This is a genomic window from Desulfovibrio sp. JY (genome assembly GCA_021730285.1).
Lineage (GTDB): Bacteria > Desulfobacterota > Desulfovibrionia > Desulfovibrionales > Desulfovibrionaceae > Solidesulfovibrio.
The window spans coordinates 4,047,211-4,066,610 of record CP082962.1; the positions used below are offsets into that span (position 1 = coordinate 4,047,211).

Consider the following 19,400-nt stretch of genomic DNA (forward strand, 5'->3'; position numbering starts at 1 on the left):
CCTCTTGGGGTTTGGGTTGCGTCCCCCCGCGCGCCTGTTCGGGAAGGCGCGCGGGGGTCGGTTCTCGCGGCGGTCGTTATTTATCCTCGACGAAGACCGGTTCAAGCACGCCGTCTTCCTGCACCTCTTCTTCCTTGGCATCCTTGGAGAAGATTCTGAAGTAGAGGTAGGAGGCGGACAGAATGGCGAAGAAGATCACCGCCAGCGAGAGGTTGTAGATGGTCACCGCTACCAGGCACAGCACGGCGATGGCCAGCCCCACGGCCGGGGCCACGGGGTAAAAGGGAGCCTTGAAGGGCCGGGGCATGTCCGGTTCGTTGCGGCGCAGGGCGAAGTAGGTGATCAGGGAGATGACGTAAAGGGTCAGGGCACCGAACACCGACAGGGTGATGATGTCTCCGGTCTTGCCCGAAAGCAAGGCGATGATGCCCACCACCATGTTGGCGATCAGCGCATTGGCCGGCGTCTTGAAACGCTTGCTCACCTTCCCGAGCACCGGGGCCATGTAGCCCACCCGGCCCATTTCCATCACGGCCCGGCCGGCAGCCAGGATAATGCCGTGGAAGGAGGCGATCAGCCCGAAAAGACCCACGAAAATGAGCATGTGGTAGAGCAGATGGCTGTTGCCCACAATGTGGCTCAGGGCCAGAGGCAGGGGGGAGTCCGAGGGCGCCGCGCCCGGGGTGGGGTAGACAATGGCTTCCCAGCCGGACACACCCACGGAGCAGGCAAAGGTGAGCACGGCCAGGACCACCAGGGTGAGAATGGCCGAGCCGAATCCGATGAGGATGTTGCGCTGGGGATTGACCGTTTCCTCGGCCACATTGGCCACGCCCTCGATGGCCAGGAAGAACCAGATGGCGAAGGGGATGGCGGCGAAGGCGCCGCTTATGCCGTGAGGAAGGGCATTGGTGGTCAGGTTTTGCCAGTGAAAGCTGGGGGCGGTGACGCCGCAAAACAGCAAGAGTTCGCCCACGGCCAGCACGGTGACGAACAGCTCGAACCCGGCGGCGGCCTGAACGCCGTAAATGTTCAGGGCCGTGAACAGGATATAGGCGGCGATAGCGATTTCCGTGGAGGGCACATCGGGGAAAAACAGATTGAAGTAGGCGCCGATGGCGGCGGCGATGGCCGGTGGCGCGAACACGAATTCAATAACCTGGGCGATGCCCGCCAAAACGCCGATTTTCTGGCCCAGCCCCCGGGTGGCGTAATCAAACGCCCCACCAGCCTTGGGGATGGCGCAGGCCAGCTCCGTGTAGCAGAAGGTGAAGGTCAGATACATGAGGATGATAAATCCGGTGGCAATGGCCAAGCCCAGTGTCCCGCCCTGTTCCAGGCCCAGGTTCCAGCCAAAGTATTCCCCGGAGATCACGTAGCCGACTCCGAGTCCCCACAGCATCCATGGGCCTAGCTTTCGTTCCAGTTGCGTAGATTTGTCACCACTCATAACTCCGACCTCCAGTAAGATGAAAAAAGGGGTGGACGTCCCCTCCCTCGGGGGCTGTCCCGGCCGTAAACGTGTTGGGCAAGATTCTGGCCCAGCTTCGCGAAATAACAGGGACAATTTGCATCGGACATGCCAAGGGTCTGGAGCATGGCCATAAAGACCGTTAAGGACGGTGGCGACGATCCGTAGGCCATGAGTTCGGATAGCGTGCTCTTATTAACAAAAAAGTAGTTATAACAAGTTATTATCTTGTTACGCCAGACTTCGATCCAGAGGGTAAAGGGCTTGGCTGTGCCTGTGGGGAAGTCTGGGAATCCAAGCACGGACGGCGTGGACCAATCGATTAAGTCGACAGTTTGCCACCTACCCTCGTACATTATTGTTACAATAAGAAACAAAATTGTCCGACAAAAATGAGGCCAACCCAGCCGGGAGTTTCTCCGTGGCACAAAAAAGGCCCGACATCTCGCGTGCCGGGGCCACATGGCGAAAGACTGGCCGCCATGACGAAGCCCGGGAGCTGCACCTGCGGAGGCTGGACGCGCCGTCCGGTTGCCGCATGCGGGAACTGGTCTTGGCGTCTGTGACCTTGCGGCTGAAAGGGTCCGGGCAGTGCCAGGCCCCTGAAAATGCATACCCAGAACTCAGAACGAAATTCCAAGCAAATGGACCGGCCGATTCCCGGCATGGCGGCTCCAGATTTTTCACCCACCGGCCGGTTGCCACCTCTCGTGCGGCAAAATTGGTGGGAACCTCCAGGAAATGTATGCTTGGAGGTCCCCAGCCCCCGGGGCACGGGAAGCAATGCGGACCAATGTTTTGCGCGGGCACGGCAGTAACCGGAAAAGCCCGGGAAGCGACTTCTCGGCAACAATGCTCACGTTGGGCTGGCTCGAAAACGATGTGACCTCTCCGGGTTGAAAACAAAGCAGAGAGATTTTCATCTGTCCTGAAACAGGACCCGACAAGAGGTGCGACCTACGGTGTCTCGGCAATGAAACGGCACACAACTATTCGGTGACAAATACTGGCCGACATGATAACCACCGACCGAACTGCTCGTGTGGTCGTAATAGAATCCTCTGTCCACAGGCGTAGTTCATACAATACTGCCGAGCAGTATTTTTTCAGATGTTCTTCACGAGGTTATTGAAAGTGAATACTTGCGCACCCTATTTATTTAAGACTGTTTTTTCATTTACTATCATATCCATCATCGTATTATCTATCAGCATTTCTACTGTTCAAGCAATGTCCCTTCCAATCCACGGTGCAGTGAAAAACAGCACCGAGACGTTCACCGGAACGGCGACAGTGCATCTCAACGGCGAAGGGAATTTAAAGCTCGCGACAAGTAAGGGTATCGCCTGTATGGGCAATTTTGCCTTTGAAAGCTGGAGTAAAGGCAGCGGCAAAGTGCAGTGCGAAGACGGGCGGCTGGGCACATTCGCCTTTGTCACTGGTGGTTTCTCCGGTTCTGGTTCTGGGAAAATTGCCGACGAAAGCTTTGATTTCATTATTGGAAAATGACCTAGCCTCTTCTCGCGCCTGGGATGCCTGGTTTTTACAGGTCCACATGCGTCGCCAGCGCCGAGCACAATTTTTCGCGGAAAGCGGTCCAGCCACCTGCAGGCGCTCCCATATTTTCTCGCGTCCAACATCACGACCGGCGGCCCTCGTTTTTCCGAGTAGTCGCCCCCATCAGAGAAGCCGTCGAGGTGGTTCTTTGTGCGGTCCGTCCCTGTGGTCGACACCTTGGGCTGTTGTGACCGCCACGGGGCAAGGGACGTGACCGAACCAGGTGGGAACGCCCAGGAAGCCGCATGGATAACCGCTTTCCGAGCGAGCTCTTGCCATTCACCATTTTTCACCCGCGCCTCGCCGAAAGCTGCGACTCCATGCATCCGCCCCAGGACCTTGGCGGTGTGTCCCCTCGCTCCAGACCCTGACCAGCTTGGCCGGGCCACAACCTCGAAGGTATTCGCATCTTCGGTGGTCTGGGCCTCGACAGCGGATTTTTCATCCTGCCGTGCTTTGCCCCGGGCTGCTTCCCCTACCCTCGCCCCTCACCACCACCGCATCCGATTTTCGCACACGGCGAACACGCCGTCGTTCAGGTCCGCGCCACGGATTGCCGATATTTCGTCAATTCATATTATGGTCTATGCTTGACCAATTTTCAGGCGTAATCATTCGGTCCTCTTTGATCTCTACTTAAAAGCAAGCTGCACCGTTGCCAGCGAACAATTTTCCAGAACTAGCTGAATCAATAGGGCCTGTGCTTAAGGAAAATGCATGATATACAAGATGGGACCGGGCGAGCTTGCACGAAGATATTCGTTTTTACTGGTGGGCCTTTTTATTTTGTCTATTGGCGTTGCATTTTCTATAAAATGTAACCTTGGAACAAGTCCCATTTCAAGTCCACCGTACGTTATTAGCTTGTTTTCATCATTGACTGTTGGAAATACTACAATTATTATGCATTGTATTTTTGTTGCTATGCAAGTTGCGATTTATCGCAAAAACTTTCGCCTGCAACAACTTCTACAAATACCAATTGGATTTATATTTGGTTACTTAATTGATTTCTCTTTATGGATTACGAGTCCAATAACAGCTGATAATTATTTTACACGATGTATATTATGTATTATTGGCATATTACTTGTTGGTATCGGTGTTGGCGTTGAAGTTCTTTCTAGAGTTGCAATTCTTGCAGGTGATGGATTAGTCTTGGCAATATATCATGGTGTTTTAAAAGATAAATTAGATTTTAAACGTGTAAAAATATTTTTTGACATAAGTTTAGTCCTCATTGCCTGCATTATTTCACTCATATTTCTTCATAAATTGGCAGGAGTACGTGAAGGTACAGTAGCTGCCGCTCTTTTTGTCGGTGCTGTTGCGCGCCCAACAATCAAGTTGCTAATGCCTCTTGAACGGAAATATTTGAGATGCTCCCACTCAGATTAGGGCACGTTGGGCGTAATGACTTCCAGCTTCACGCGAGTAGCCGCGCCGACCTTCTTCAGGCGTCAGCCCGTTGTCAGCAGCCGATCTTTTCAGGTGTAACCGCAGTGTAAACTCCAACTCTTTTAGGTGTCCACTTCCTGTCCGCAGTAGACCACTTGCGCCTCGACCTGCTACCTGCCCGCCATGGCCAAACCCTCGCATCTCGGACGGGCCACTTCTTGGGGCACCAGAGCGCGGGCAGCATCAGGCCGTTGGCGGGCCATCTTCAAGCCCACGTCGGGCCACTTGCCAAAGCGCCAACAACTTTTCCTTGCCGTCGAAGAGGTACTTGAACCGCCAGAGCTTGCCGCTGGTCGGGGAAACCTGGAGAAGCAGGCCGGCACCGTCGAACAGCTTCACCGGCTTGTCGGCGGCCTTGGCATTTCGGATGACCACGTCGGTTAGAGCATCATCTTTTTCGGCAGGGGTATTTCCGCACATCGAAATATGAAGTCGCCAGCGGAATTGAGGTGAAATACCCCCAACAACTCATCCGAATTTCAGCATGCCCAACGCGACCACGATAGACCGTGGGAAAAGCATAGCGAGAATAGAAGAGATTGCCTTTGAGCTCAAGATAGCTGGGCGAGGAGCGCCCAGGGACAGTCCCTTCCGATCCATTTTTGTTGGAGAGGACTCTGTGGGGACGACCGTGGGGGTGAAAGTACTCCCTTCGGCCTGGGAGCGATTGGCAGGCTGGTGACATGGCTATGGTCCACGCCGGCGTCCGGCATGTTTGCCCCAGTATTTTGACCTTTTTTGCTACTTTGGCAAAATTACAGGGCTTTTTGAAGCCTTGCCGTAACCCTGAAGACAAAAAAATAAGGGGTTACAGTTTGTTAGCTGTAACCCCTTTTAGATGGTGCCGAAGGGGGGACTCGAACCCCCACGGGCATGGCCCACCACCCCCTCAAGATGGCGTGTCTACCAGTTCCACCACTTCGGCAAATATCGACTCGACTACTTCGTGCCAGTCTCCGGCGCTTTCGGAGCCTGCTTGGCCGGGGCGTCCTCGAAGGTCACGCCCTTTTTCGGCTGCGTATCCTTGGTCGCCTCGGGAGCAACTCCCGCCGGGGGGGCGATGGGCGTGCCGCTGGCGTCGATCATGACCGACTTTGCGCCACGGTGGTGCGACCCCGTATAGACGTTATAGACAAGCGAAGTAATGAGAAAGATCGCTCCAAAAAGCGCCGTCAGCTTGACAAGCAATCCGCCGGCACCCGTGCTGCCGAAAACCGATTGGCTGCCGCCACCGAAGATGACCCCCATCCCTTCCTTGCCCGACTGGAGCAGAACCAGGACGATCACCGCGACGCAGGCGAGTACATGTACCGTAATTATGAGCGTTGTCAACTGAATTTTCCCGTTATTTTCGCGGAGATGGCCCCGCGTTCATCAAGCCGTCACAATAGCCGCGAAGCTTTCAGCCTCAAGGCTCGCGCCACCTACCAGCACTCCATCCACATTGTCAATCCCCAAAAGCGATCCGGCGTTGCCCGGCTTCACGCTGCCGCCATAAAGAATGCGCACGCAAGGCCCGGTTTGCGGCCCAAAGCGCTCGATCAGCCAGGCGCGAATCATGGCATGGGCTTCTTCAACTTCCTTGGGACCGGCGGTCAGTCCCGTGCCAATGGCCCACACCGGCTCGTAGGCAACCGCCAGGGCTTCGGGGGACACATCGGACGGCACATCGGCCAAACCGGCGGCCATCTGACGCGTCACGACCGCCTCGAGCTGGCCAGCTTTGCGCTCCTCCACCTTCTCGCCCACGCACAGGATGACCGACAGCCCGGCGGCCAGGCCAAAGGCCGTCTTTTTGCCGACAAAGGCGTCGTCCTCGCCCAGAACATGCCGTCGCTCGGAATGGCCTGTCAGCACATAGCGACAGCCGGCGTCGAGCAGCATATCCGGTGCGATCTCGCCAGTAAAGGCCCCTTCCTTGGCCGGATAGAGATCCTGTCCGCCAAGCGACAACCCGGCCTTGCCGGCAAAAGCCCCGCCCACGGCCCAAAGCGCGGTAAAAGGCGGGATCACCAGCACCTCGCGGTCTTCCGGCAGCCTGCCGTCCAGACGCGCGGCCAGATCCGAAGCCGTGGCCTCGGCCTCGGCCCGCATCTTGTACATCTTCCAGTTGGCGGCCATGAGCTTTTTCATGACTGACACTCCATAAGCGCCGCAAAGGCCGGCAGTTGCTTGCCTTCGAGGAATTCCAGGGACGCCCCGCCGCCCGTGGAGATAAACGTCATCTTCTCGGCCAGCCCGGCCTGGTGCACCACCACGTCGGTATCCCCGCCGCCGACGATGCTCACCGCCGGCGCGCCGGCGATGATGTGGGCCACGGTAAACGAGCCCTGGGCAAAGGCCTGGTTCTCGAACGCGCCCATGGGGCCGTTCCAGACGATGGTCTTGGCCGGCTCGATGGCCAGGGCGTAGAGCCCGGCCGTCACCGGGCCGATGTCGAGCACCACAGCGTCGTCCGGGATGGCGGCGAAAGGCACCTGCCCGGCCGGACGCATCTCGGCGATGGGCTTGCCCGCATCGCGGGAGATGATGCAGTCGACCGGCAGATAAAAGCCCACGTTTCGCTCCCGGGCCTCCTTGAGGATGCCGAGCGCCGCGTCGAAGAGGTCGGGCTCCACCAGCGACTTGCCGACCTTGTAGCCCTGAGCGGCCAGAAAGGTGTTGGCCATGGCCCCGCCGATGATCATGGCGTCGACCTTGGTCAGCAGGTTTTTGAGCACCCCGAGCTTGGAGGACACCTTGGCCCCGCCGGATACGGCCACGAACGGCCGGGTCGGGTTGCGCACCGCCTCGCCCAGAAACTGCCATTCCTTCATGAGCAGAAAGCCGGCGCAGCATTTCTTGGCCACGGCCGGAAAGCCGACCATGGAGGCATGGGGCCGGTGGGCCGTGCCGAAGGCGTCGTTGACGTAGACCTCGGCCATGGACATGACTTCCTTGGCGAAGTCCATGTCGCCGGCCGTCTCGCCGGGATGGAAGCGCAGGTTTTCCAGCATGAGGATGTCGCCGGGGGCCAGGGCGTCGGCCATGGCCTTGGTGGCGTCGCCCAGGCAGTCCGGGGCCATGCGCACCTCGCGGCCGAGCAGTTCGGACAGGCGCTTGGCGGCCGGGGCCAGCGACAGCTTGGGATCGGGAGCGCCCTTGGGCTTGCCCAGGTGCGAACACAAAATCAGCGAGCACTTCTGGGACAGGGCATACTCCAATGTAGGCAGGCTCGCCCGGATGCGCAGATCGTCCGTGATGACGCCGCCTTGCAGCGGCACATTGTAATCCACGCGAATAAGAAGCTTCTTGCCGGCGACGTCGACTTGGTCAATGCGAAGAAGGGCCATGCGTGCTCCTTGGCGCTTGAGCGTTTTTATGCAGAGGCGTTCCCGGCCTGTCCGGTTTCGCGGACCATGACCAGGGCATCCTCCCCGTTGTCGGGATAATACCGTTTGCGCGCGCCGGCCACGGTAAATCCGTGCCGGGCATAAAGCCGTCTGGCCGGGACATTGCCCGCGCGAACTTCCAAGTACCCTCGGTTCATGCCCATTTTATCGGTTCGTTGCAAGACGTGAGCGAAAAGCGCGGTGGCCAGCCCACGGCCTCGCATGGCCGGGTCCACGGCGATGTTGATGACCTCGAACTCGTCGCCAAGGAAATGGAACGTGGCATAGGCGACAAGCCCCTCCCCGGCCGGGATGCCGAAGGCGGCGAAGGCCGGGCGGGCGAAGGCGGCCGCAAACGCAGCCTCGTCCCAGGGATCGGGAAACGTGCGTCCCTCCAGCTCGGCCAGGGCCCGGGCATGTTCAGGCCCCAGGCGCATGGGGGGAGCGGCGTCCGGCGTTTTCATTTCACGCGTCCTGTGGCATGTTCATTGCGGCTTTACGGCCAAAAGACAAATGGCGAAAAAAAAATCCCCCGCTCCCGCGCCCGAACTCGTGGACATCGTGGACGCCCGCGACCGCCCACTGCTCGTCATGTCCAAGGCCGAGGCGCACCGCCAATCGCTTTTTCACCGCTCGGTGATGGTGCTCGTCTACAACGCCCAAGGCAAGCTCTACCTGCAAAAACGCGGGGCCAACAAGGACCTCTATCCCGGCCGGTTCGACCTTTCGGCCACAGGGCACGTCCGGGCCGGGGAAGCCCGCCGCGACGCCGCCCTCAGGGAACTCTACGAAGAGCTCGGGCTGCGGGCCAAGACGCTCACCGTGATCGACACCCTCCCGGCATCCCAGGAAACGGCCAACGAATTCGTGACGCTCTATTCCGCCGGCCGCATCACGGAAACGCCCCGCCCCAATCCCGAGGAGGTCGCGGGCGGCATGTTCGTGGACGCCGGAGAACTGGCCGCCCTGACCCGCAGCTACCGCGATATGCTCACCCCGGCCGTGGTGCGCTTTTTCGAGGAAAAAGCCCTGTTCAGCCCGACAGAGTAGGAAAGGGAGGGGGAGAGAGAGAAGAGGGTGCGAGAGGGGAAACCCTTTTGCAAAGGGTTCTCCCCTCTCGCGCTCTCCCCTTCCTAAACTTTTTAACGGTTACGGGCGAAGCACCATCAACGCATTGTAATCATTAAGAGTCTTTGGAAAGGGGGTCCGGGGGGAAACTTTTCTACAGAAAAGTTTCCCCCCGGTTCTTTATTACACTCGGTCTACTCACCCAACAGTGTGCGCATGGCGTCGTGCAGGCGGGTGTTGCTGGCCAGGATGCGGAAATCGCCCAGGGAGTAAGGGCGGGACGGCCGGTAGGAGCCGATCGTGCCGCCGGCCTCGGTCACGAGCAGTGCTCCGGCGGCCACGTCCCAGGGATTGAGCGCCATTTCGTAGAAGGCGTCGACCCGACCGCAGGCCACGTAGGCGAGGTCCAACGCGGCCGAACCGGGCCGGCGGATGCCCTGGGTCTCGGCCAGCATGCGGCGCAAATCGGCCATGATTTCGTCGAGGTTCTCGCGGATGGCGTAGGGAAAGCCGGTGGCGACCAAGGCCTCTATGGGGTCGGCAATGCCGGAAACATGGATGCGCTTGTCGTTGCAGTAGGCGCCAAGTCCCCGCCCGGCCCAGAAGAATTGGCCCAGGATGGGAGCGTTCACGCAGCCGGCCAGGGCGGTCGGGCCGTCGTAGAGCGCCACGGACGTGCAGACAAAGGGAAATCCGTGAGCGAAGTTGGTGGTGCCGTCCACTGGGTCGATGATCCAGGTCAGCCCCGACACGTCGGCCGCGGATGCCGTCTCCTCGGCCAGAAAGGACGCCTCCGGAAGGATGCCCGCCAGGCGTTCCTTGAGCATGGCCTCCACGGCCAGATCCGTGGCCGTGACCAGATCGATGCGGCCCTTGTGGCGCACATCGGCCGGATCGGCGAAATCGGCCCGGATGCGTTCCCCGGCCGCGGCCACGGCCGCGCGCATGGGAGCGAGAATTTCCGCGATATCCAGGTCCATAGGCCCCGCAACGTCTTTAGTTGATGAACACGTCCCGGTAGCGCAGCCGGTCTTCCATGGCCCGGCCCGTGCCGCGCACGACCGTGGTCAGCGGCGCGTCGTCGAGCATCACCGACAGGTTGCTCACCTGGCTGATGCGGGCATCGAGTCCTTTCAAGAGCGCCCCGCCGCCGGCCAAAAGCAGGCCGTTTCGGGAAATGTCCGTGACCAGTTCGGGCGGAGTCTTCTCCAGGGCCTTCATCACCGCGTTGACGATGATGTTGACGGGCTCGCGGATGGCCTCGCGCACATGCTCGTCGGTGACGGTGACCGTGGCGGGCGTGCCGTCGATCAGCGACTTGCCGGCCACTTCCATGGACAGAGGCTCGGGCTGGGGCATGGCGGAGCCGATGGTGATCTTGATCTCCTCGGCCATATTTTCGCCGATGAGGATCTGAAATTCGTCCTGGATGAAACGCTGAATGGTCTCGTTGAGCTCGTCGCCGGCCACGCGTACCGATTCGGCGTAGGCGATGGCGGAAAGGGAGACCACGGCCACTTCGGTGGTGCCGCCGCCGATATCCACGACCATGTTGCCCGTGGGCTTCTCGATGGGCAGCCCGGCTCCGATGGCGGCGGCCATGGGTTCTTCCACCAGCTTGACCTCGCGGGCTCCGGCCATCTGGGCCGACTCGATCACCGCCCGCTTCTCCACCTGGGTGATGCCCGTGGGCACGCAGATGACGATTTTGGGCTTGGCGAAGCGCATCCCCTTGATCACCTTGCGGACGAAGTAGGCGATCATGGCCCGGGTCACCTCGAAGTCGGCGATGACGCCGTCCTTCATGGGTCGGATGGTCCGGATGCGGTCCGGGGTGCGGCCCAGGTACTCCTTGGCTTCGGCACCGACGGCCAGCAGTTCGCCGCTACGGATGTCGATGGCCACCACCGAGGGCTCGTTTAAAACAATGCCCTCGTTGGCCGTATAGAGGAGGGTATTGGCCGTCCCCAGGTCCATGGCCAGGTCTTTCCCGAGAAAATTGAAAATTTTGCTAAAAAACATGCCCATGCTCGAGTTGGTGTTCGGGATCCCGGGGTCTGGGCCCCACGTCGCCACAATTGCGGCATCGTAGATGGTGGGACCCGAAAAGTCTATGCCGAAGGCTGATCAACACGGGCGCGCAGATGCAGATTCTCCAGAAAAAGGGCAAGATTTTCCGCCACCATGGCCACGAAGGCCTTGAGTTCCTCGGTGACGGGCAGGGGACGCGGGTCGGCCAGGGTGAGGACCCCCCGGGTCTTCTTGGAAAAACGGATGGGCAGACACAGCACGCTTTTGTAATCCCCGCCCGGGGCGTCCAGGCCGAAAAGCGGCAGCCGCGCCGCGCCGGCCTCGTCGCCGTCGCCGGAAAAAACCGGAGTCTGGTTCTTGAAAACCCAGCCCACCAGCCCCTGCCCCACCGGGAATCGCCTGGCCGCGTCGCGCCCGCCGGGAAACGGGCTTTCATTGGCCCCTTCCAGAAAATACGAGCGCCCGGATTCGTCGCGCACGGTCAGGATGCAGTAGCGGTAGCCCGTGGTGCTGGCCAAAAGTTCCAACAGCCCGGAACGAAAGGCCGTCCATTTGGGATGGCTTTTGTGCAAGGTGGCGATAAGGCGCAGGCATTGGTAGAAACGGTGCTCGCCGAGACTCGTTTCCACCTCGCGGGATTTGGCCAGATGATAGCCGGCCAGGTTGGCGAACTGGGAGAGAATTTTGAGGTCTTTGTCGCCGAAGGTGTAGGTCTTGCGGCTGTCCAGGCAAAGCGCTCCGCCGGTTGCGGCCACGGGATAGCCCATAAAAGCCCGGATGCGCTCCTCTTCCCCGCCCCGGTAATAGCCGAGTACCCCCCGGCGCTGGTCGAAATTGCTGATGAGAAGCGGCTTGCCTTCGCGCAAGATCCAGCCCACCAGCCCCATGCCCGGCGCGACCGCCGCCTCGCGATCAAGGTTGTCGCTGAGGCTGAAGAAGGCCTGGATGCGGCACTCCTCGCCGCTCGGACCGGGCAGAAACAGCACGGCCGAATAAGCGTCGAAGACGTTGCCGACAATGGCCAGGAGCTGGTCGTAAAACGGTGCGTCCATTATGTCGCTTCAGGCGTTCCCGCCGGCAATGCCCGCTGGGGAAAACGGGGCGGTTTCCTTCACGTGGGGCGCGGTAGCAACCGCTGGCCCGGGGCGGCCCGCCTGAAAGTGGCGCAACCGACCGCGAATCATGTGCTTTTCGTTTCCCGGCCGACCCCCAGCCCGACCGCACCATGTCCCGCCACCATACGAGGCGCGCCCTGCCGCGTCAAATTTTGCAGTCTCCCGTAAGCGCACCCCACGGGAGGCTCTTTATAAAAATTCCGAAGTGGGTTATCCAAATATTTTATCCTGGTCTGGCACCCTTGCCTCCGTCGAGGGACGGCCGGCCGGGATGGCAAAAAGACCCCAGCAACACGCGGGACAGATATGAGCTTCGATTGGACCAAGGCATTCAGCCAGGTGGCCGAGGCACCCTTCTTTCAGGACGACCCGCGCCCGAAGGAAGGGGATATCCTGCGTGTCCAATCCCTGCCCGACCTCAAGCGCTTTCTCGACTGGGTCCACATCAAACTGTGCCTGCTCAAGCCCTATTGCGAACACGACAACTACCCGGTGGTGGATTTCCGCGAACTTTTGCCCTCCTTCGAGGCCGACGCCTTCGAATACAAGGAGCTGCCCGGCTTTTCCATGGTGGCGCTCGGTCGGCCGCTCAAATATTTCCAGGAAATTTTCCAATACGACATCCTGCACTGCCTGCTCGACTACGCCGACGAGACCTACCGGGACCAGTGCCCGCTGGAATCCTCCATCTTCGCCCAGAACACCCGGGCCTTCTGCGCCCACCTGCCCAAGTCGGCCCAGGACCAGTTCCGCAAGGAATTCACCGACGTGGACGTCACGAGCCTGGAGAACTACGCCGCACTTTTGCCCACCGTCCTCCAGATGGACCGGGCCCACGTCATGTCCCTCGACAGCCAGAACGACTTCTACCTCTCCGGCGTCTACTGCTCGTTCCCGTCCTACCTCGATACGGAACTCAAACGCTTCGGGCTCAACATCAAGAAATTCCTGGTCGGCGACGACCGGCGCTACGAGCGGCACCGCAATTTCGTCTACCAGTTCCTCATGGAGCTTTACGGCTTCCCCATCGTGTCCGAGCGCCGCACCTCCTCGGCCCTTTTCGCCCGGCGTCTTTTCCGCATGGGCGAGAAGTTCATGGTGCGGGTGCTCGGCCAGACCGACCGGACCATCACCTCGCTCTACTCCCATCCCGAGGCCCGGTTTTATCCCCGCGTGGAAAAAATCGCCCTGGTCGGCGTGGACAAGACCCAGACCGAGGCCATCAAGGCCCTTGGCGAGGGCGGCTATTTCATCGATCCCGACCGGCGGGTGGTCATCGTGCGGGTGCTCTACCGCCAGCACAAATACGACCCCAACAACGTCCGCCAGGACCGGGCCTTGTCCGTGGCCGCCCAGGAAATCATCCATCCCATTACCGGACAAGCCTTCTCCAAGCTCAACCTCGTCAAGGACACCTACAGCCTCTTTCTGCGCCTAAACGACATCGTGCGCGGTGAATACAACGGCCGCATCGTCTACAAGCGCAACGAGATCGTGGAAAACACCGACACCCACGAAAAAAAGCTCAAGTTCCTCTACTCCTGGCTGTCCAAGCACCAGCGTCGCATCATCGGCTATTCCGACGAATTCTATTCCAATGTCGTCAAGGTGCTCGACAATTACATGCTCAATGCCGACCATTATGATGATTTCAACGCCGTGCGGGAACTCTACCAGGAGGTCTGGTCAAAATATAGCTACATCCAGCAGGCCCGCAAGGTGAAGATGCTCGAGGATCTCCAGGACCGCAACTACAAGGGTGAAAACCTCACCTACCAGCGCATGCTCTCGCTTTTTACCGAGATACTGAATGATCTCAAGTTCGAGATCGTCAACTACTTCGATTCCCTTGTGGAGCGCGTGCTTTCCCTGGGCGACATGATCCTCAACGATCGCTACCTGCTGCGCCATTACATCCGCAAGAAGGACACGGAGCTGACCGCTTATGGCCAGTCCGTGAAAAAGACCTATGGCCGTCTGGTGGCCCTGCTCGATGAGTTCCGGGCCATCCGCAAGACCAAAAAGGAACAGGGCATCGTCGTCCCCCTGCTGGCGCAAAGCTGACGTCTCGCGCATATTGCAACCCACAAGCGGAGCATTTTCGTGCAACATCTCGTAAAAACACCCCTTTCGGACTGGAACCACGACCATGGGGCCAAGATGGTTCCCTTCGCCGGCTTCGACATGCCCGTGCAGTACGCCTCCATCCTGGCCGAGCACGAGCAGACCCGCCAAAAAGCCGCTGTTTTCGACATCTGCCACATGGGCGAATTCTACCTCTCCGGCCAGGGCGCGGCGGCGGCCCTTGGGTTGGCCGTCACCCACGACCTGGAGACCCTGGCCCCGGGCAAATGCCGCTACGGCTTTTTGCTCAACGATGCCGGCGGCGTGGTCGACGACCTCATCATCTATTGCCTGGACGCCGACAGCTACATGCTCGTGGTCAACGGCGCGCGCATCGATGTGGATTTCGAAACCGTCAAATCGCGGTTGCCGGCAGGGCTCACCTTCACCGACGCCTCGGCCGAAACGGCCAAGATCGACCTGCAGGGACCGCTGGCCTTCGATGTGCTCAAGGACCGCGTGCCGGGCGATTTTTCGGGACTCAAATACTTCAACTTCGCCTGGACGGACTTCGAGGGACAAAAGCTCATGGTCAGCCGCACCGGCTACACGGGCGAACTCGGCTACGAACTGTTTCTGCCGGCCGGCAAGGCCGTGGCACTGTGGGAGGCGCTTTTGGCCGATCCCCGGGTGGCCCCGGCCGGACTCGGCGCGCGCGACACCCTGCGCCTGGAAATGGGCTATCCCCTCTACGGCCAGGATCTCGACGAAGACCATACCCCGGCCGAGGCCGGCTACGGCTGGCTGCTCACCTCCCCCGCCGAGTACGCGGGCAAAAAGGGGGCGGGGACCCTCCGTCAAAAGCTCATCGCTTTGGAAATCCCCGGACGGCGCAGCGCCCGCCACGGCGACGCGGTTATGGACAAGGCCGGCAAGACCGTGGGCGTGGTAACAAGCGCCTCCTTCGCCCCAAGCCTGTCCCATGCCATCGCCCTGGCCTACGTCGCCGCCGACGCGGCCGAGGCCAAAAGCTTCACGATCGCGGCGGCCCGGGCCGAACTGCCGGCCATTCGCCACGCCCTGCCCTTCTACAAGTCCGGCACCGCCCGCAAGAGCGTGGCGGGGTAGGAAGAAAGAAGAAGAAAGGCCTCCGGCGGCCAGGGGGAAACTTTTTGAAAAAAGTTTCCCCCTGGACCCCCTTCAAAAACTTCTAAAGGGGTTGTGAAGCCTGGCCATGGGCAGACCCGACGCATTTTACATTCCCCCCGAGGCCTTCGGGGAACCCTACGTCCTGACCGGCGGAGAGGCGGCGCATTGCGCCAAAGTGCTGCGCAAGAAAACCGGGGAAATCATCCGGGCCTTCGACGGCGAAGGGCATGAGGGCCTTTTTCGCATCACCACCGTGTCCCGGGACCGCGTCGATCTGGAAGTGCAGTCCCTGGCCGAAGTGCCTCTTCCGGCGACGCGTCTTTTCCTCGCCGCCGGATTTTCCCGCTCCACCCGGCGTGATTTCTTCCTGGAAAAAGCCGTGGAACTGGGCGCGGCCGGCATCCGTTTCTGGCAGGCCGCCCACAGCCAGGGCCGCATGCCGGATGCCCCCAAGGACTCCTGGAACGCGACGCTCGTTGCCGCAGCCAAACAGTGCGGCGCGGCCCGGTTGCCCGAACTGGACGTGGTCCCGGGCGGCGCCGCCGGCCTCGTGGCCGCTTGTTCCCACCGCTTCGACCGCCGCTATCTCCTGTGGGAAGCGCCGGGACTCGATCGCCGTATCCGTCTGGACGACGTCGGCGCGCCGGGCGAGGCTCTCTTCGTGCTCGGGCCCGAAGGCGGGCTTACGGACGCCGAAGCCCGGACCTTCCAGGACGCCGGCTACGCGCCCGTAAGCCTTGGCGAGCGAGTACTGCGCTTTGAGACGGCAGCCCTGGCCGTCCTGGCCCTGGGGCTGGCCGCCCCCCCGCTCCCCGCCCCATCCCAGGGTTGATTCCGGCTTTATCAAACCGCCCAAACCCGCTATGAAGAGGGAGTCGCACGTTTGTCGGGCGACGCGCCAAACCGCCGGGAAGCCCCGCCCGGTACCGAGGAGCCGCATGGGAGAGGACAAACGCCGGCGCAGCCGGGTCTGCGCCCACTTCGACGCCTACGTCTACATAGACGGCGAAAAAATACCGGTCAGCACCGAGAACATCAGCATGAAAGGCGCCCTGTTCCGTCCGGAGCCCCGGCTGGCCGAAGGACGCGAGTGCACCCTCGTCTTCAGTCTGGCCAAGGACATCAAGGTCCGGCTCAAAGGCCAGATCGTACGCGCCAACGACGAGGGGCTGGCCATCGATTTCGAGAGCATGGACGAAAACGCCTTTTTCCATCTGCGCAACATGGTGCGCTACTCGGCCGACGACGCGGACAAGATCGACGAGGAACTGCAGGTTCCGGCCTTCGAGCCTGGGCGCGACGGAGACGACCGATGATGCGCCCACTCCGTCTGCTCGCCGCCGTCTGTGCCGTGGCCGCCCTGGCCGTCACCCTGCCGCAAGCGGTCCCGGCCGGCGGCCTGGACCAGGCCAAAGCGGGGCTTAACGCCCTGGCAAAAGGCAATTACTCCAAAGCGATAACCAACCTGACCGAAGCCATCGATTCCAACGAGTTGCCCGAGGAGAAAGCCTACCTGTTCTATACGGCCCGGGGAAATGCCCGCAAGGCCGACGGTGACACGCTTGCGGCCATCGAGGACTATTCCGCCGCGCTCCAAAAAAATCCTCACTACGCGCCGGCGGCCTTCAACCGGGGCAACGCCCAGTTCGCCCTGCGCCATTACGACAAGGCCATCGCGGATTATTCCCTGGCCCTGGACATCGACGTGGCCAACGCCAAGGCGCTCAACAACCGGGGCGCGGCCTGGTTCAAAAAGGGCAATCTGCAAAGCGCCCTGGCCAACTATACCCTGGCCATCGCCATCAACGGCGACGACCCGGATATCTATCTCAACCGGGGCAAGGTCTACGAGGCCATGGGGGAACCGGAAAAAGCCCGCGAGGACTTTCTCCAGGTCAAAAAGATCGATCCTTCGGCCAAGACGCCCCTCGATTGAGGCCGCCGGCCGGCCTCCCGCGCCCGGGCATCGGCTGAAGGGTATTTTGTCACGCCCCGCACCACGCCCTTGACGCATGATCGGCTCCGTGGTTTCATCCCCATGCTGCGATAAACTCCCAACAAGAGGTGCACCATGGGCCTTCGAACCACCACACTCCTGGCAGGCGTGTTTTTCCTTTTCCTGTTTGCCTTTGCCATGGCCACGCCGGCAACCGCCGGTGACATCCTCCTGGCGCAAGGCCCCCCCATGCAAGGCCAGTCCGGTCGCCCCATGGGCGGAGGCGGCCAGGGCGGCGGCCAAAACAGCTGCATGCAGAGCTACCAGCGTTGCGTCATGATCTGCGCCGGCGTGGCCAACTGCATCAACAACTGCAACGTGGGTTATGCCATGTGCACCAAGCAGGGCGGCGGCCAGGGCGGCGGCCCGAGACCGGGTAAGTAACTTCGCGCCAGGAAGCCCGGGGGAGAACCTTTTTGAAAAAAGGTTCCTCCCCCGTTGAAAAGTTTAGGAAAGGGAGAGCGCGAGAGGGGAGAACCCTTTTTAAAGGGTTTCCCCTCTCGCCCTTTTCTTTTCCGAACTCCTTCCCTCTAATCGATACGGTAGTGGCAGCCCAGGGAACGGCGATTTTGCATGGCCGCGATGGTGATGGTGTAGGCGGCCTGGCAGCCGTGGAAGAGGTCCACGATGGCTTTGGACAGGGGCGTTTCGCGGTAGAAGTCGTGGATGTGCTTGTTGAGTTCGCGCAGGTCCTCAAAGGCCCGCTTGAGCCGTGAGCTCGACCGGTTGATGCCCACGTAGTTCCACATGGTGTTGCGGATGGTGGCCCAGTCCTGGGCAATGAGCGCCGGGTCCTCGTTGCGGTTGGAGCCGGGGCTGACCCAGTCCGGGATGCTGTCCACCAGCCGGCGGCCGAGCGACGTCTTGTGTCCGGCCCGCTTGCCGATGTCGTGGCCGACGCTGTAGCCCCACAGCAGGCACTCGAGCAGCGAGGTGCTGGCCAGCCGGTTGGCCCCGTGGATGCCGGTGCAGCCGCATTCGCCGGCGGCGTAGAGCCGTTCCAGGGTGGTGCGGCCGGCATTGTCGGTTAGCACGCCGCCGCAGAAGTAGTGGGCGGCCGGTACGACGGGAATGGGCTGCTTGGTGATGTCGATGCCGAGCTGGAGGCAGCCCTTGTACACGGTGGGGAAGTGCGTCTCCAGGCCTTTGACGTAGCTGGCCACGTCCAGATAGACGCAATCGTGGTCGGTTTTGAGCATCTCGGCCAGGATGGCCCGGGTCACGATGTCGCGCGGGGCCAGGTCCGCCCTCGGGTCGTAGCGCTGCATGAAGGGCTCGCCCTTGTCGTTGACGAGCCGCGCCCCTTCGCCGCGAAGGGCCTCGGTGACCAGCAGCCGGCGTTCCGCCCGATGGAAAAGCGTGGTCGGATGGAACTGGACGTACTCCACGTTCATGACCTTGGCGAAGGCGCGCGAGGCCATGGCCAGAGCCGAACCTATGGAGGACCGAGTGTTGGAGGTATGCAGGAAAAGCCGGCCGCAACCGCCGGTGGCCAAAACCGTGTAGTCGGCCAGGATGGTTTCCACCTGCCCCGAGACCTCGTTTAGGACGTAGGCCCCCAGGCACTGGTTGAGCAGCTGGTACTTGAATTCCAGAAGCGTGGCGTGGTGGTGGGAGGTGAGCAGGTCCACGGCCGTGCGCCGGGCCAGGACCTTGATGGCCGGATTGGCCTTCACCGCCGCCATGAGCCCTTCCATGATGGCCCGGCCGGTGCGGTCGGCCATGTGGAGGATACGGGCCACGCTATGGCCGCCTTCCTTGCCCAGATGGTAACCGCCGCCCTCGCCCTTGCGGTCGAACGGCAGCTGCAAGCGGTCGATGAGCAGTTCCTGGACCACCTGCGGACCGCGTTTGGCCAGGTATTTGACGGCGCGCGGGTAGTTGTGCCGCCAGCCGCAGGTCAGCATGTCGCGTTCCAGAAGCTGGGGCGAATCCTCCTCCCCGCGAAAGACGATACCGCCCTGGGCCAGGGCGCTGTTGCCGTCGTCGAGGTCGTCCCCCGACGTCAGCAGAATCACTTCCAGGCCGGCGTCGGCCAGCGTCAGCGCCGCCGTGAGTCCGGCCACCCCTGATCCGACGACCAGGGCATTGGCGTGCATACGGTAGACCATGCGTCCTCT

General features: G+C 61.0%; 19 protein-coding genes and 1 tRNA gene. 9 read left to right on the forward strand and 11 right to left on the reverse strand.

Annotated elements, in window-relative coordinates; translation table 11 throughout:
• Positions 1-76: 76 nt before the first annotated feature.
• Positions 77-1,450, reverse strand: a complete 1,374-nt coding sequence (eat, locus tag K9F62_18135; GenBank protein UJX40591.1) for an ethanolamine permease — start codon at positions 1,448-1,450, stop codon at positions 77-79.
• A 1,155-nt stretch (positions 1,451-2,605) separates the two neighbouring features.
• Here eat and K9F62_18140 point away from each other — a divergent pair.
• Positions 2,606-2,980, forward strand: a complete 375-nt coding sequence (locus K9F62_18140) for a hypothetical protein (protein ID UJX40592.1) — start codon at positions 2,606-2,608, stop codon at positions 2,978-2,980.
• A 765-nt stretch (positions 2,981-3,745) separates the two neighbouring features.
• Positions 3,746-4,426, forward strand: coding sequence for a DUF6198 family protein (locus K9F62_18145; protein UJX40593.1), 681 nt, complete (start codon positions 3,746-3,748; stop codon positions 4,424-4,426).
• 243 nt (positions 4,427-4,669) lie between these two features.
• Here K9F62_18145 and K9F62_18150 read toward each other — a convergent pair whose 3' ends face one another.
• The 6 genes from K9F62_18150 to rimI all read right to left on the reverse strand — a co-directional run bounded on the left by K9F62_18150 (position 4,670) and on the right by rimI (position 8,321).
• Complete coding sequence (locus K9F62_18150) at positions 4,670-4,861, reverse strand: Arm DNA-binding domain-containing protein (protein ID UJX40594.1); 192 nt, start codon at positions 4,859-4,861, stop codon at positions 4,670-4,672.
• A gap of 464 nt (positions 4,862-5,325) precedes the next feature.
• Positions 5,326-5,411 (reverse strand) — tRNA-Leu (locus tag K9F62_18155).
• A gap of 14 nt (positions 5,412-5,425) precedes the next feature.
• The gene (secG, locus tag K9F62_18160) at positions 5,426-5,818 is read right to left on the reverse strand and encodes a preprotein translocase subunit SecG (protein ID UJX40595.1); all 393 of its coding nucleotides are present in this window, start codon (positions 5,816-5,818) and stop codon (positions 5,426-5,428) included.
• A 42-nt stretch (positions 5,819-5,860) separates the two neighbouring features.
• Positions 5,861-6,619: a triose-phosphate isomerase gene (gene tpiA / locus K9F62_18165; protein ID UJX40596.1), complete on the reverse strand. Its 759-nt coding sequence runs from the start codon at positions 6,617-6,619 to the stop codon at positions 5,861-5,863.
• Positions 6,616-7,818 (reverse strand): phosphoglycerate kinase, encoded by a 1,203-nt coding sequence (locus K9F62_18170; protein ID UJX40597.1) that lies wholly within the window; start codon positions 7,816-7,818, stop codon positions 6,616-6,618. The genes tpiA and K9F62_18170 overlap by 4 nt, the downstream gene beginning before the upstream one ends.
• A 26-nt stretch (positions 7,819-7,844) precedes the next feature.
• On the reverse strand, positions 7,845-8,321 hold the full coding sequence (gene rimI / locus K9F62_18175; protein UJX40598.1) for a ribosomal protein S18-alanine N-acetyltransferase: 477 nt from the start codon (positions 8,319-8,321) through the stop codon (positions 7,845-7,847).
• Positions 8,322-8,370: 49 nt separating this feature from the next.
• Here rimI and K9F62_18180 point away from each other — a divergent pair, with 49 nt between their 5' ends.
• The gene (locus tag K9F62_18180; GenBank protein UJX40599.1) at positions 8,371-8,907 is read left to right on the forward strand and encodes an NUDIX domain-containing protein; all 537 of its coding nucleotides are present in this window, start codon (positions 8,371-8,373) and stop codon (positions 8,905-8,907) included.
• Positions 8,908-9,119: 212 nt separating this feature from the next.
• Here K9F62_18180 and K9F62_18185 read toward each other — a convergent pair whose 3' ends face one another.
• The 3 genes from K9F62_18185 to K9F62_18195 all read right to left on the reverse strand — a co-directional run bounded on the left by K9F62_18185 (position 9,120) and on the right by K9F62_18195 (position 12,008).
• Positions 9,120-9,905, reverse strand: a complete 786-nt coding sequence (locus tag K9F62_18185; GenBank protein ID UJX40600.1) for an inositol monophosphatase — start codon at positions 9,903-9,905, stop codon at positions 9,120-9,122.
• Positions 9,906-9,921: 16 nt separating this feature from the next.
• On the reverse strand, positions 9,922-10,947 hold the full coding sequence (locus tag K9F62_18190) for a rod shape-determining protein (protein UJX40601.1): 1,026 nt from the start codon (positions 10,945-10,947) through the stop codon (positions 9,922-9,924).
• 89 nt (positions 10,948-11,036) lie between these two features.
• Complete coding sequence (locus K9F62_18195; GenBank protein ID UJX40602.1) at positions 11,037-12,008, reverse strand: GAF domain-containing protein; 972 nt, start codon at positions 12,006-12,008, stop codon at positions 11,037-11,039.
• A gap of 369 nt (positions 12,009-12,377) precedes the next feature.
• Between K9F62_18195 and K9F62_18200 the strand changes: the two genes are divergently transcribed.
• The 6 genes from K9F62_18200 to K9F62_18225 all read left to right on the forward strand — a co-directional run bounded on the left by K9F62_18200 (position 12,378) and on the right by K9F62_18225 (position 17,664).
• On the forward strand, positions 12,378-14,135 hold the full coding sequence (locus K9F62_18200; protein ID UJX40603.1) for a hypothetical protein: 1,758 nt from the start codon (positions 12,378-12,380) through the stop codon (positions 14,133-14,135).
• A 39-nt stretch (positions 14,136-14,174) separates the two neighbouring features.
• The gene (gene gcvT / locus K9F62_18205) at positions 14,175-15,263 is read left to right on the forward strand and encodes a glycine cleavage system aminomethyltransferase GcvT (protein UJX40604.1); all 1,089 of its coding nucleotides are present in this window, start codon (positions 14,175-14,177) and stop codon (positions 15,261-15,263) included.
• A 106-nt stretch (positions 15,264-15,369) separates the two neighbouring features.
• Positions 15,370-16,116 carry a 16S rRNA (uracil(1498)-N(3))-methyltransferase gene (locus tag K9F62_18210; protein ID UJX40605.1) on the forward strand — a complete coding sequence of 249 codons (747 nt, stop codon included), beginning with the start codon at positions 15,370-15,372 and terminating at the stop codon, positions 16,114-16,116.
• A 106-nt stretch (positions 16,117-16,222) separates the two neighbouring features.
• Positions 16,223-16,600: a PilZ domain-containing protein gene (locus K9F62_18215; protein ID UJX40606.1), complete on the forward strand. Its 378-nt coding sequence runs from the start codon at positions 16,223-16,225 to the stop codon at positions 16,598-16,600.
• Complete coding sequence (locus K9F62_18220; protein UJX43246.1) at positions 16,600-17,220, forward strand: tetratricopeptide repeat protein; 621 nt, start codon at positions 16,600-16,602, stop codon at positions 17,218-17,220. The genes K9F62_18215 and K9F62_18220 overlap by 1 nt, the downstream gene beginning before the upstream one ends.
• A gap of 135 nt (positions 17,221-17,355) precedes the next feature.
• Positions 17,356-17,664, forward strand: coding sequence for a hypothetical protein (locus tag K9F62_18225; GenBank protein ID UJX43279.1), 309 nt, complete (start codon positions 17,356-17,358; stop codon positions 17,662-17,664).
• A 146-nt stretch (positions 17,665-17,810) separates the two neighbouring features.
• Here K9F62_18225 and nadB read toward each other — a convergent pair whose 3' ends face one another.
• Positions 17,811-19,391, reverse strand: coding sequence for an L-aspartate oxidase (gene nadB, locus K9F62_18230; protein UJX40607.1), 1,581 nt, complete (start codon positions 19,389-19,391; stop codon positions 17,811-17,813).
• Positions 19,392-19,400: the final 9 nt, after the last annotated feature.